This window comes from Vicinamibacterales bacterium (assembly GCA_036012125.1).
Taxonomy (GTDB): Bacteria; Acidobacteriota; Vicinamibacteria; order Vicinamibacterales; family UBA823; genus UBA11600.
In genome coordinates this window covers 281,877-294,898 of record DASCOS010000009.1, presented here as the reverse complement: position 1 = coordinate 294,898, position 13,022 = coordinate 281,877, and the positions used below count along the sequence as shown (strand labels likewise).

8 protein-coding genes are annotated in these 13,022 nt (G+C 56.1%); 4 read left to right on the top strand and 4 right to left on the bottom strand.

What is annotated here, in order from left to right; genetic code table 11:
- Positions 1-47: 47 nt before the first annotated feature.
- The 4 genes from QGH09_04140 to QGH09_04125 form a co-directional block, all read right to left on the bottom strand.
- Positions 48-2,660 (bottom strand): M14 metallopeptidase family protein, encoded by a 2,613-nt coding sequence (locus tag QGH09_04140; protein ID HJO17375.1) that lies wholly within the window; start codon positions 2,658-2,660, stop codon positions 48-50.
- Between the two features lie 60 nt (positions 2,661-2,720).
- On the bottom strand, positions 2,721-3,470 hold the full coding sequence (locus tag QGH09_04135) for a methyltransferase (GenBank protein ID HJO17374.1): 750 nt from the start codon (positions 3,468-3,470) through the stop codon (positions 2,721-2,723).
- Between the two features lie 37 nt (positions 3,471-3,507).
- Entirely contained in the window at positions 3,508-5,310 is a 1,803-nt protein-coding gene (locus QGH09_04130; GenBank protein ID HJO17373.1) for a UbiD family decarboxylase, read from the bottom strand.
- 211 nt (positions 5,311-5,521) lie between these two features.
- Positions 5,522-6,820: an amidohydrolase gene (locus tag QGH09_04125; protein HJO17372.1), complete on the bottom strand. Its 1,299-nt coding sequence runs from the start codon at positions 6,818-6,820 to the stop codon at positions 5,522-5,524.
- A gap of 335 nt (positions 6,821-7,155) precedes the next feature.
- On the opposite strand from QGH09_04125, the gene QGH09_04120 reads away from it, so the two are divergent.
- From QGH09_04120 to QGH09_04105, 4 genes are read left to right on the top strand one after another with little or no spacing between them, the layout of a single operon-like run.
- Entirely contained in the window at positions 7,156-7,845 is a 690-nt protein-coding gene (locus QGH09_04120) for a GntR family transcriptional regulator (GenBank protein HJO17371.1), read from the top strand.
- A gap of 40 nt (positions 7,846-7,885) precedes the next feature.
- Positions 7,886-9,610, top strand: coding sequence for a thiamine pyrophosphate-binding protein (locus QGH09_04115; protein HJO17370.1), 1,725 nt, complete (start codon positions 7,886-7,888; stop codon positions 9,608-9,610).
- A gap of 12 nt (positions 9,611-9,622) precedes the next feature.
- A complete protein-coding gene (gene frc / locus QGH09_04110; protein HJO17369.1) occupies positions 9,623-10,855 on the top strand; it encodes a formyl-CoA transferase in 1,233 nt (410 codons plus the stop codon).
- A 34-nt stretch (positions 10,856-10,889) separates the two neighbouring features.
- Positions 10,890-13,022, top strand: coding sequence for an acetate--CoA ligase family protein (locus tag QGH09_04105; GenBank protein ID HJO17368.1), 2,133 nt, complete (start codon positions 10,890-10,892; stop codon positions 13,020-13,022).

The following is a 13,022-nucleotide window of genomic DNA, read 5'->3' as shown; positions in this document are numbered from 1 at the left end:
TGTCGTTAAGGTCACCTTCCGTGCACTGTTGAGTTGCATGTCACCACTTACGGCATGCTCGCGCCTATTAGGGCGTTAAAGAAGAGCTTGAAGGTACCGTGTGTTTGAGCCCGATGTTGAACTCTGAAACCGATCAAGACTACTTGGCCTAGTCCATGCTGCACTGAGACCATGGCCGCCTTCTCCGCAATCACATCTTCGCCAAGCAGCCAGCCGCTTTGTAGGATGTCACGGTCTACAAAGGTTACGATTCGCTTGACCCTATCATTTCGTGGCGTGGCCACGACCTCATAGACTTGGTTCCCACCAAGAAAGGCTGCCAGACCGTCAGCGGGCATGCCGTAGGCCAGTGCATTTGTGTGATCAATATTGACTCTGAGGGTCGACCCCGGTGACCAAAATTCCATTGACGACAGTCCGGCCAGGAGGTTGCGCACTGGCAAGCCGAACTTCTGAATCGGTAGGTCTCCGGCTTGAGCGAACGTTACGAGCGTGCCGCCGTTCTTGACGAAGGTTTCAAGCGCGGCCACACCCTCATCTCCGAAGCCGCTTCGGTAAGCCGGCGGATAGTCTTCGGGGCGAGAGCCACCCCGCCCGCTGGTTTCTGACGGTTCTCCGGTCATACGCGCGACGCTGTCGGCTGGTAGCACAATCACGTCGTAAGCCTCGTTCAGGTTGCCACCAGTGATTGCTGTATCCATTAACGTGTCGTAAGGGAACGCGAAAGCCTCCAGCAGCCAGCGCGTCCAGCCCTCGTCCATGTTGCCACCGTAGTATCGTTGGTACATCCCAACCCGATTGGGTCGCAGCATCTGGCTCATGTTCCTAACATTGGTATCGAGTGTCGAGAAATCAACACCCGTTGTCTGTGCAACCTCAGCCACAATCGCATCAGCCGCCGAAGCTGCTACGATGAAATCCCCGACCCGAAAGCCTTCGCCTGCCGTCGTGACACGCCGCACCCCAACGCTCTCTGCTAGGAGAAGGTTGGCTGCCTTGAAGCTATCGTTTAGCCGCCCGTCGAGAACAAATCCGAATTCGCCCCTGGTAACCTCGCCTGCCGGAGAGAGCGGCTCGTCAATGGTCGCGAGTGCGCTGTTAACCATCGAGTCAACCGGGTCCACGCGAACGCCCATAAACTCAGCCATCGTATCGGTGGACATGTCGTACGGCCGAATTGGACTCCCGTCTCGGTTACGCGTATAGGTGTTGTCAGGATAGAACGTCTGGCCAAGCAACCAACGGATGACACCTCGCTTCGGCTGAGCCATCGAGATGACAAACGAACCTGCACCGTAGACTCGCCCCTCATGGATGAACTCACTTCGTGATTGGTGCACTTCAACACCTTGGCCGAGCAGCTTATTCACCATCTTGGTTGCCGTGAGCGCGTCGTGCTGGTTGGTAGGGATGACGAACGCGGCCGGTGACATTGAGTCACCACGCTCAATTTGGCGGGACGCCTTCAGGTAGGCGTTACGGAGCACTGTGGAGCGATGTCTGGCTGCGATATCTAACGTGGCCACTGCAGCAATTTTCTGTTGCTCGACGATATCGCGTACGTGCCACCAACCACCTTGCCATGGATTTGGGAACGTTGTTTGGGCCTCATACTCCGGCAGGCCACGAGAGCCGTTGAGTTGATCCGGATGCACAAACAATGGCGTTGCTAACCGGGCGCTTGCTGACTCGGTGAGCATGCCGGCGATGTTATGAAATGGGGTGATCCAGTGGAAGCCGAAGTGTCCCCATCCAGAGTAAATGGCGGCATTAACGACACCGGCTCTGCCAGCCTCTTCTTCCTTGTAGGCGATGTGTGCACCGTACCAGCTCATCTCGCGCCACACCAGTGGATCAGCTGCCGGGCGGATCGGTTCAGCGTAGGGTGGCACGTAGATTCGGGCCCCGTATGCTCCCATCTGGTGATGGTCAATGTAGGCTTGGGGAATCCAGTCGCGGAACAAGATCTTGGCACCGTACTGCGACTCAATCGTGTTCTGTTGAAACGCGTCGCGGTTGTTGTCGTGACCGATGTAGTGGTGGTACAGCCAGGGGAGGCCGACACCTTCGTAGTCTGTACCGACGTTTTCGTTATACCAATCGGTCACCATGATCTCCCCGTCGGGATTGAAGCACGGGATCATGATAGCAACCGTTTCGTCGAGGATCCGTGTTATCTCGGGATCGTTACGGGTTACGAGGTCGTACATTAGTTCGGCAGCCATCTGGCTTGAGCCAACTTCAGTTGAGTGCAAGCCCATCGACTGAACGACGACGGCCTTGCCGTCAGTGATCGCCCGCTCAATTTTTTCCTCTGATATACCACGCGGGTCATTCAGCATGGCGTTAAATTGGCGCAGGTCTTCAAGGTGAGCCAGATTGTCTGGTGAAGAGATAAAGAGCGCGAGAAATGGATTACCGAGTGTCGTCGGTCCCATATGGACGACCTCGAGCCGCGCACTTTCACGTCCGAGGAGTTCGTAATATTCGACCAGTTTGTCCCACCGGGCCAGTTTTTGGTCGGCACCCATTTGAAAGCCGAAAAACTCTTCCGGTGACGGAATGGTCTGGCCGAAAACGACCGCTGTCCGGAGTCCCAGCACAGTTGTTAATACGATCAGGACGACCGCGAATCGTTGTGAGAATCGATTCGATCTCATGGGATTCACTCCTTCAGGAAAAATTTCCAATGACGCGTTCCGGCCGAGTGCTTGAGAGTATCACGCAGGTGGTTGTGGCGTGGCCATGAGACTGGGGTAGATCCGCTTCATATCGGGACGCTCCGTCGTGAAGTAGTGCACCCAGACGTAGGCGTGGTTGAACAGCGCGAGGACGAGCCCCGCCGCAGAGGCGTACCAAAGTCCAGGAAGCCACGCAATCAGCAGGCCGAACACATACATGCCGTTTCGGGTAAAGCGGAAGATGCCCTGGCGCACTAGCGGCCGGGAGTGGTGCGAGGGGTCGAAATGGTCGACTCCGAGTGCTCGCCGGAACGTGAAGTAACGGTAAACTGAGTAAAAAAGGTATACAACCGGCGCTGTCGTGACGACGGCTATTACTCGCAAAACAGTCAAATCCAAAGGAACCGTACCGCGATTTGCGGCAGCAACCATAACAACGCTTGTGATTCGACTCAGTGCGAGAATAGCGAATCCAGTGGCGTACAGAGGAAAGCCTCGGTCGCCAAAAGTACGGGTGAGCAGCGATGCGTGCAGCTGCGTTCTCCAGCAGAACCAGACGTAGCTCTGATGAGTGACTGCGAGGATAAGTGCCACCACGATCCAAATAGGCGTGGCAAGGCCGAAAAGGACGCCTACTCGAACAGGGTCGGAGCGGACTGCCGGCGCAAGCCCGCCGAGAAGCAAAACGAGTAGCAGTAGATGGAGCCATTGCTTCGCGAAGATGCGTTTTAAGGCAATCGGGTTAGCCGGCGCTGGGGAGGTCTTATCAGTGATGCTTTGATGGATCATGCACAGTTATTAGGTTGATTATGCGCTGGTGCTTTCCTCAGGTCAGGTGGCTCTGATCGGTATCACCCATCTCCACGCCACCCGCTGGAAAGTATTCCTTCCATCGTCGGGTAACTGTCGCTGCGACATCATCACGACAGGTAAGCTCTTTCGGGAATCCCGTCTTGAGCCGGGCGTCGATTGTGATCGGCGCCGTATAAGCCAAATGGTTCCGTACGACTTGCGTTCCTCTTGCATGGATGTCTGCCGCCGGCTCGAAGCGAGTGAATGTTGTCCAGAGGAAATTGATCGTGCTGTTGGCGGCTCGACCAGGTTCGTCGGTGATTACAATGAGCGGCCACTCGGCGAATGCTGAATGCGAGGCAATTCTGGCGGCGATGTTGGGCTCAACCTGTCGTGAAGGCGCACCAACGACCAGGCAGCCACCGCAGAAGACTTGAACGTCGAAGACACCTTGCGGCAACTCCGACCCTGTGAAGGCTCGGGGTAGTTCACGCACCGTGTCCCCAAGTCCGAGCCAAACTCCTTTTGAGCCGAGGTTTACCTCTGGCCCGGTGTAATCGAGCGTATCCATCGAAAGATTCGAAAAGATATACAGGTCAGTTTCCGGATTGGTTCTGGCGAGGACATGCTCGAGCGTGGCAGGAAAGTCCTTTAGGTCGATGTGTCGATCGGTGACGAGCAAAAACTTAGTTAGCGACAATTGCCCCTCACCCAGAATTCTGAACGCACTTACCATCGCTTCTCGTGCGTAGCGTTGCTTCACGATGGCCGCCGCGAGTGAGTGATAACCGGTTTCGCCGTACGACCACAATTTCTCAACGGCTGGCATCACAACCGGAAATAGGGGCGAGAGAAGTTCCTGCAGGAGATCACCAATGAAGAAGTCCTCTTGTCTCGGCTTGCCAACCACAGTCGCTGGATAAATGGCGTCCCGACGATGCGCCATCGTATGTACCCTAAAAAGAGGGTAGTCATGTTGCAGAGAGTAGTATCCGTAGTGGTCCCCGAACGGACCCTCGGGCTTTCGCTCGTGGGGTGGCACTTCTCCAACTAATGCGAATTCCGCGCTTGCTACAAGGGGATGTGGCCAGGGACCTTCAGTAAGCCGCAGGCGCTCTCCGCCAATCAGCGAGGCCAGCATTAACTCCGGCACGTTCTCTGGCAGGGGTGCGATGGCTGACAGAATAAGGGCAGGTGGTCCACCGAGAAACACGGTGGCTGGCAGTGCGTCACCGCGTGACTCGGCCACGTCGTAGTGAAACCCGCCACCCTTACCAATCTGCCAATGCATGCCAGTTGTCTGCCGATCATGGACGTGCAGCCGATACATCCCAAGGTTGTGGCCGCGACCATCAGGATGCTGTGTAAAAACCAACGGCAGGGTGATGAACGGTCCACCGTCGTCTGGCCACGTCGTTAATGTTGGTAGCCGTTCGAGATGGACGTCGTTGGTGACGACCTCAGTAACCGGGCCTCCACGGCCTTGCTTCTTGAGGCCTATCTTGAGTAGTTCGAACCCAAGGTCACGAGCTCCCCACAACTTGGTTGCTGTCGGCGGGAGAATCGTTTCGAACAGTTGGACCAGTCGTTGGATCAGACGGTGCGGCCGATCGCCGAACGCAAGTTCCGCACGGTGAGCAGTGCCAAAAAGATTCGTGACGAGCGGAAAATCGGCGCCGTGAACCTGTGTAAACAACAACGCTGGACCACCGGTGGCGACAACACGACGATGGATTTCTGCGACTTCGAGGTAGGGGTCGACGGGAGTCGTAACCTCAACAAGATCCCGGTCATGCCGTAGGCGCTCGATGAACGTGCGGAGGTCTGGGAAAGGCATAGGGGACGGATGATTCTACCCCGGTTGCGGGGGGCAGGCTGGATGATGTGATGAGATCGGTCGAGACCTCTTGTCGGAAGGTGCCACGTAAGGTTCCTTCGAGGAGTCCGCATGCGTCGCCGAAACCAGTGCCCGCCGTAGCCTTCTTCAGGCTGTCTTGTTGGCTCGACATTACAAGCTCGGCGGATTGCAGAATTCGTTTAAGCTCCGATTAGGGCTGTTTGGACCGAAGATAATCCAGTAGAAGATGCGACATTGCCCGCATGCCGACGGGCACTGATGCGTCATCAGCTTGGAAGGTCGGTGTGTGATGTCCTCCGGATTGTGTGCCAGGTTTCACCATACCGAGCCGAAAAAAGAATCCAGGCACCTCATTCGCGAAGAATGAGAAGTCCTCGCCCCCCATAACCGGTTCTACGATCACGAGCCGATCGGCACCCACGATTCGTTCAAGCGTGGGCGCCATCTGGACTGTCAATTCTGGGTCGTTGATCGTAGCAGGCGATCCTCGCTCGTAATCGAGTTCGTAAGAACCACCGCCGGCGAGCGTAATCCCATCAAGGATTTCTTCCATTCGTCTTTCGATTGTGTTTCGGATGTCCGGGTCGTAGGTCCGAACTGTGCCCTCCATTCGCACTTCATCCGGAATAATATTGAAACGTGTACCGCCTTGCATGAGACCAACGGTCACCACGCTGGGTTCAAGGGGTGACAAGTTGCGGGAGCGGATCGTCTGAAGAGCGGTCACGATCTGAGAGGCCATCACAATTGGGTCGATACCAAGATGAGGATAGGCGCCATGCGCCTGCTGGCCTTTAACTCGAAGCCTGAAGTGGTCCACAGCAGCGAGCATCGGCCCAGCTTTATAGCCGAGGGTGCCCACCTCCATGGAGGCGAGCGTGTGTAATCCGAAGATGGCCGTAGGCCGGGGGTTTTCCAACACTCCTTCCTGAACCATAAGGTCCGCACCACCCACTTCGCCTGGCGGCGGACCTTCCTCAGCGGGCTGAAAGATGAACTTAATGGTTCCTGGGATCTGGTCCCGCATGGAGGCAAGGACTGATGCGACACCGAGTTGCACTGCCGTATGAACGTCGTGTCCGCACGCATGCATGACGCCAACGTCTTGGCCAAGATACTCAGTGCGCACATTAGACCGGAAGGGATACGTGGTGTCCTCAGTTACCGGTAATGCATCCATGTCGGCGCGAACGGCCACGACCTCGCCAGGAAGGCCACCACGGAGGATACCCACAACTCCAGTATGGGCTACGCCAACCATAACCTCATCAAAATCCAGATTGCGTAGGTGGTTGGATACCAACTCCATCGTCTCAAACTCACGATTTCCTAGTTCGGGATGTTGGTGGATGTATTGACGCAGCCCGATAATCTGTTCGGCGTATTTCTCGACTGCGTCATCGATCGCACGGTTCTGCGCGTGAACGCCAACGACCATCAAAGGTATTAGTAGTGAGGCCAGAAGTGTTCCTCTAACAGTGGCACGCATGTTGTTCTCCCCCATCCTTCAAGAAGCCGTCAGCCGTCCCTAGTGAATGAGAGGCGTTTTGGCGTAGACCGTTATGTTGCGTCGGCCGTACTCAGCGGAAGATTCTTTCACTTTTGTCGAGACGATAACAACGAGACCCGTTTCGTCCAAGCCCTGTGTCGGATACACACCCGAAAAGCTCACTGGGCGGCTGCTCTTTACTCTAACTCCTTGAGAGTCCGTAACTCCAAATTCTACAGTTGTTTGTGAAGAATACAAAATGTGGTATATTGTATACCAGACTTATTGGATTCGGTGCTTTCCGTCAGTCCACAGGAGTCCTTAGGTTGTTTTCTATGCCAGCTGCCGTCCTTGAACTTGGACCGATCGACGCCGGAGAAGCCTTGAAGAGTCGGATATATCTCCGGCTCAAGAAGGCAATCTGTTCGGTGAACATCTACGCCCAGAGGGATGAGCTACGGCTCGACGAGCGGCAACTTGGTGAAGCTCTCGGGGTCAGCCGCACACCGGTCCGCGAAGCCCTGGTGCGACTCGAGCAGGAGGGATTCATCCGCACCGTTCCGAGGAAAGGTGCCTTCATCATCCGTAAGAAGAAAAAGGAAATCTTGGAGATGATCACGGCTTGGGCTGCTCTCGAGGGGATGGCGGCCCGTCTGATCACTGAACACGCGACTGACGATGAGATTTCAACGCTGCGCCGACTGTTTGCCAAGTTCGACCAGGGAGAGGTGAAGGCGCGGATCGACGAGTATTCAGCAACGAACATTTCGTTCCATCAGGCGATCCTGCAATTGAGTCGCTGTGAACTACTGAACCAGCTGGCCGAGAACCTATTTATTCACATGCGGTCGATCCGAATGCAGACCATCGGTGACCGCGACCGGGCGAGCCAGTCGATTATTGACCATATGCACATCATCGAAGCGCTTGAGAGCCGAGATGCCGATTTAGCCGAGCGGCTTGTCCGTGAGCACAGCCTTAATCTCGAGACCCACGTCGCGCAGCACGTTACATTTCTAGATTAATGTTTCGGAATGATTATTGAGATTTAATCAAAGAGGGACCATGCCAATTGCTGAACCGAAGATGAAGCCAGCTGAAACCGAGACAGCGCCAGAACAAATTTCCGGCGGCCACCTAGTTGCTAAAGCGCTTAAGGCAGAGGGGGTTGAAGTTATCTTCACGTTGTGCGGCGGCCACATCATCGATATTTATGATGGCTGTCTAGACGAGGGGATTGACATCATCGACGTTCGGCATGAGCAGGTCGCAGCGCATGCAGCGGACGGTTATTCACGGCAAACTGGAAAGCCTGGCTGTGCGGTCGTGACGGCCGGTCCAGGAACAACAGACGCAATTACTGGCATCGCCAACGCGTTCCGCGCCGAGAGCCCGATGCTCCTGATTGGTGGCCAGGGCGCACTGACGCAGCACAAGATGGGGTCGTTACAAGACTTACCGCACGTCGATATCCTGTCGCCGATTACGAAGTTCGCTGCCACAGTACCGTCGACCGAGCGAGTCGCCGATTTAGTGTCGATGGCATTCAGGGAATGTTTCAACGGTGCGCCAGGACCATCGTTTCTTGAAATTCCACGGGACGTTCTCGATGCCAAGGTGGAGTTGTCGAAAGCCCGTATCCCTCAAGCAGGGCATTATCGTGCCTCCACGAAGCTTTCAGCTGACCCAATAGACATTCAGCGGCTCGCTGACCTCCTTGTGAGGGCTGAGCGTCCGTGCGTACTCTTCGGCACCCAGACGTGGACTTGTCGAGCAAGTGACACGGCACGTGAATTCGCACGTACTCTGAATATTCCGGCCTACATGAACGGTTCTGGGCGTGGCACATTTCCACCTGGAGACCCGCACCATTTCCACAGAACCCGGAGGATGGCGTTTAACCAGGCTGATGTCATCGTCATTGTTGGCACGCCATTCGATTTCCGGATGGGTTATGGCCGTCGGCTCGGGTCTGAGGCGACGGTCGTCCAGGTCGATATGGACTACAGGACTGTTGGCAAGAACCGAGACATCTCGTTCGGACTCGTCGGCGATATCGGCCAAGTGCTGGCGTCGGTACTGGCGGCGACGACAGGTACTACAGACAACGGGGCCAAGAAACGGCAAGCGTGGCTCGACGAACTCCGCGCGGCTGAGCAGGTGGCGTACGAGAAGCTGATGCCGTCGTTCAAATCGGAGAACGTGCCGATCAATCCGTATCGAGTAGCTTACGAACTAAACGAATTTCTCACCGACGACACGATTTACATTGGTGACGGCGGCGATGTTGTTACCATCACGGCCCAAGCTGTACAGCCGCACCAGCCAGGCCACTGGATGGACCCTGGTCCACTCGGCACCCTAGGGGTTGGTGTGCCGTTCGCCATGGCTGCCAAGCATGCCCATCCGGAGAAGGAAGTCCTCTGCTACTTCGGCGACGGAGCCTTCACGCTGACCGGTTGGGATCTGGAAACGTGCCAGCGGTTCAAATTACCGATTTTGGGGGTTATTGGAAACAACTCGGCGATGAACCAGATCCGGTGCGGCCAGATCAACAAGTACGGCGCTGAACGTGGCAATGTCGGCAATCTTCTCGGTGACGTTGAGTTCGAAAAGTTCGCGGAGATGCTAGGCGGATACGGCGAAGCTGTTCGGGATCCCAAGGACATCCGGCCGGCGCTCGACCGTGCACGTGAAGCCGTTCGTGGTGGCACTTCAGCGCTCGTCAACATCTGGGTCGACCGGGAAGAATGGGCACCGGGTACTCGTAATCAGACGATGTACAAATAGGTGAATGAGGATATGGGTAAAGCACTCGAAGGACTCCGAATTTTGGACATGACCCACGTCCAGTTAGGCCCGTCGGCCACACAGATTCTGGCGTGGCTTGGCGCGGACGTCGTGAAGGTTGAGTTGCCAGGACGGGGTGACATTACGCGTTCCCAATTGCGTGACATGCCCGACGCGGACAGCCTCTACTTCACGATGCTGAACTGCAACAAGCGAAGTATCACTTTGAACACGAAGACTGAAGAAGGTCAGGCGATTTTCCGTAAACTAATCGCCAAGTCAGACGTTCTGGTCGAAAATTTTTCGCCTGGTGCGCTCGATCGTCAGGGCTTTTCTTGGGAGACGATCCGCGAGATTAACCCAAGAATCATTTATGCCTCGGGCAAAGGCTTTGGGCCAGGGCCTTACGTTGATTGCAAAGCCTACGAGTCGGTGGCGCAGGCGATGGGTGGCTCGATGAGTACGACCGGTTTCGAAGACAGCGTACCAACGAGTACTGGTGCGCAGATCGGTGATTCGGGTACGGGCATGAATTTGGTAGCGGCGGTGTTAGCTGCGGTGATCCAACGCGAGAAGACCGGCCGCGGGCAGCGGGTGGAGGTTGCGATGCAAGACTGTGTCTTGAACCTCTGTCGGGTCAAAATGCGTGATCAGCAACGCCTGCTGCAGGGCCCACTGCAGGAGTATCCGAACGAGACGTTCGGCGACACAGTGCCTCGTTCAGGCAATGCTTCGGGTGGCGGACAGCCAGGTAAAGCGTTGAAGTGTAAGGGCGGCGGGGCGAACGACTACATTTATGTCATGATCCAGCCGCCTGGTTGGGAGCCGCTCATGAAGCTGGTCGGTCGTGAAGAACTCATCACCGACTCAGCCTTTGCCACGCCGGAGGCAAGGCTGTTACACCTTAATGAATGCTTTGAAATCATCGAGCAGTGGACGCGGCAGTACGACAAGCTCGAGGTTATGCGTCTCCTGAACGGGGTCAATGTGCCGTGCGGACCGATCATGAGTATGAAAGAGCTTATTGAGGACGAGTCACTCATGACCCGTGGCATGGTTGTCGAGGTCGAGCATGCACAACGCGGCGCGTTCCGTACGGTGGGGTGTCCATTACAGCTGTCGGATTCGCCTGTCGAGGTGACGACGTCGCCGGGACTTGGTGAGCACACTAACGAGATTCTTCAAGATGTTGTCGGCTGTGACAGCGCAGAAATCGCGGCAGCCCGGACAGCGGGTGCCATTTAGCCAGGGGTAGAACAGGAGGCGCGCGGATTTATTCATGAGTCATGATCACGTAGTAGTCAAAGCGATATTGGATGGAGCACGTGCAGCTGGGCGTGCGTCGTTGACCTCGACCGAGAGTAAGGAAGTCTGCGATGCCTACGGTATTCCGGTGCCCAAGGAGGGCCTGGCCACGTCCAGTGGGGAAGCCGCCGAGCTGGCTGGCAGTATTGGTTATCCGGTAGTGCTGAAGATTGTCTCGAAGGATGTCCTGCACAAAACCGAAGCAGGTGGCGTTCTGACTGGACTAACGACGGCCGACGAAGTGGTGCAGGGCTACGAGGCGATCTGCAAGAGTGCCCGTGAGTACAAGCCAGATGCTGATATCACTGGCGCACAAGTTCAGCAGATGCTGCCGGCCGCACAGGAAGTAATCATCGGTGCCGTCACTGACCCAAGTTTCGGAAAGTTGGTCGCGTTTGGACTGGGTGGCGTTCTGGTCGAGGTGCTCAAGGACGTCACGTTCCGGTTAGCACCGGCGAACCGAGAGGATGCCTTATCGATGATCGATGGGATCCAAGCGGCCGAGGTCTTACGTGGTGTCCGGGGTGCTGATCCGGTGAACCGCGAGGCTCTAGCAGCGCTCATCGAGAACGTGTCGACACTGATCGCTGATTTTCCAGAAATTCATGAACTGGATTTGAATCCTGTGTTCGCTACCAAGGACTCGGTGACGGCCGTCGACGTGCGGATTCTGCTGACTGAGGAATTACCCGAGCCACGGCCGCGACCGTCGCAACAAGAGATCCTAGCTTCGATGGTCCGTATCATGAAGCCTAAGGCAGTGGCCGTTATCGGCGCGTCTGGTGAGGAAGGCAAGATCGGCAATTCGGTAATGAAGAACCTGATCAACGGTGGCTATAAGGGCGAGATCTACCCGATCAATCCGAAGGCCGACGAGATTCTCGGACACAAGTGCTACAAGAGCGTCAAGGACATCGACGACTCTATTGATATCGCCGTGTTCGCGATTCCCGCTAAGTTTGTAGCCGGCGCACTGGAAGAGGTCGGTCAGAAGGGCATCGCTGGCGCTGTCATGATCCCCTCGGGCTTTGCTGAGGTGGGCGAAATCGAGTTGCAGCGCGAGATGGTCGCGGTGGCGCGGAAGCACAACGTGCGTGTCATGGGACCGAATATCTACGGCTTCTATTACACACACGAAAATCTCTGTGCAACGTTCTGCACACCTTACGATGTGAAGGGGCAGGCGGCTCTTTCTTCACAGAGTGGTGGGGTTGGCATGGCGATCATCGGGTTTAGCCGGTCGGCCAAGATGGGTGTCTCAGCGATCGTTGGGTTGGGTAACAAATCGGATATCGATGAAGACGACCTGCTCACCTTTTTTGAACAAGACGACAACACGCAAGTGATTGCTATGCACGTTGAAGATTTGAAGGATGGTCGCGCCTTCGCCGAGGTGGCTCAGCGTGTATCGAAACAAAAGCCTGTTGTGGTGCTTAAGGCGGGACGAACGGCACTGGGTGCACGGGCCGCCGCGTCGCACACCGGTGCCTTGGCCGGCAACGATAAGGTTTATGATGACGTGCTGCGGCAGTCGGGTGTGATCCGTGCGCGAACGCTAAACGACATGCTGCAGTTTGCGCGTGGGCTACCGGTCCTGCCGACGCCGCAGGGGGAGAACATCATCATCATTACCGGCGCAGGTGGTTCTGGCGTGCTCTTGTCAGACGCATGCATCGATAATGGCCTGCAATTGATGAGCATGCCGAAGGACTTGGACGCGGCGTTTCGGGAATTCATCCCACCGTTTGGTGCAGCGGGTAACCCGGTGGACATTACTGGTGGTGAGCCACCGATTACTTACCGGAATACGATCAAGCTAGGTTTGGAAGACGATCGCGTCCATGCGCTTATTTTAGGCTACTGGCATACGATCGTTACGCCGCCGATGGTCTTCGCGAAGCTTGCCTCAGAAGTCGTAGAAGAGGCGCGCGCCAAGGGGATTCACAAGCCGATCGTGGCATCGCTCGTCGGCGACGTCGAGGTGGAAGAAGCTTCGGAATACCTCTACGATCGGGGGATCGTGGCGTATCCGTATACGACGCAACTTCCGGTCAACGTACTGGGGGCGAAATATCGATGGGCACGGGCGGCAGGACTACTAGAGTAG